The 1,061-nt window shown below is 44.1% G+C and carries 2 protein-coding genes; both read left to right on the forward strand.

All coding sequences use genetic code 11. The annotated features are described in order from the left end of the window. A partial coding sequence (locus R7035_RS25940) for a glutaredoxin domain-containing protein (protein ID WP_318096034.1) occupies positions 1–488 on the forward strand: 488 nt, incomplete at its 5' end. 495 nt (positions 489–983) lie between these two features. Further along, on the forward strand, positions 984–1,061 hold a 78-nt coding region (locus tag R7035_RS25945), incomplete at its 3' end, for a DUF3624 family protein (RefSeq protein ID WP_318146412.1).

The raw sequence follows: 1,061 nt of genomic DNA on the forward strand, positions 1-1,061 counted from the left end.
CATTCGTTATGAACGCTTGGAAACACGACCAAGAAGCCGAGCACATCACCTTTATTCCAGATGGTAATGGAGAGTTCACTGATGGCATGGGCATGCTCGTGGACAAAAATGACATCGGCTTTGGTAAACGTTCTTGGCGTTACAGCATGCTGGTAAAAGATGGTGTGATTGAGAAGATGTTTATCGAACCAAATGAACCAGGAGACCCGTTCAAAGTATCGGATGCCGACACTATGCTGAACTACATCGCACCAGAGTACAGAACTCAGGAATCGATCACTGTATTTACCAAGCCTGGTTGTCCTTTCTGTATGAAAGCCAAACAAAACTTGATTGATCACGGTCTTCAATATGAAGAAGTAATTTTGGGGAAAGATGCAACTTCCGTCAGTCTTCGTGCTATTACAGGCCGTACGACCGTCCCGCAAGTATTCATCGGCGGTAAACACATCGGTGGTAGCGAAGAGCTAGAAACTTACCTAGGCTAACCTGTCCATAGCCTACACCCCCGGTCTCCGGCGTCTTTGACTCGGAGGCCACCCTGTTTCTTCCCGCTCAAATCTAAGTCCTTAGTTCTTAAATCGTTCTACTACCTGAATCAACGATTTTAAATACAACACTTTTTGTTCATCATAACGTCTTGTTTCTATTCCCAAGCCAAATACAAAAAAAACCTCGCAGATACGAGGCTTTTTTCTGGACTAGAGTTTCATGGATTACATCATCGCATAACGACTCACTAGCACAATCGCGGTGAACCCAATGGTGAAAAATCCCCCGGCAAGTCCTAGTGCTACTCTCAGTTCTGTCGACATTATCTTTTCCTATTTTCTGGCTGACGCGGCACCATACACCAGTTACGTGCTACAAAATTTCATCAAAGCTAATTTTCCATTTTTGGGTTCGAATCACCTAACAAGCGCACATGGTAAAGCCTATTCATCTTCTGCTAATCTTGGGTAAGTTGAATTGAGGTAAACATCATGGCTTGTCGTAGCTGCCAAGAACATTGGTTTTGGAAAAAGATCGGTCGTTGTCAACGATGCATGGATCAATTGACC

Origin of the sequence: Vibrio sp. 1731 (assembly GCF_033339955.1) — a bacterium.
GTDB classification, from domain to species: domain Bacteria; phylum Pseudomonadota; class Gammaproteobacteria; order Enterobacterales; family Vibrionaceae; genus Vibrio; species Vibrio alginolyticus.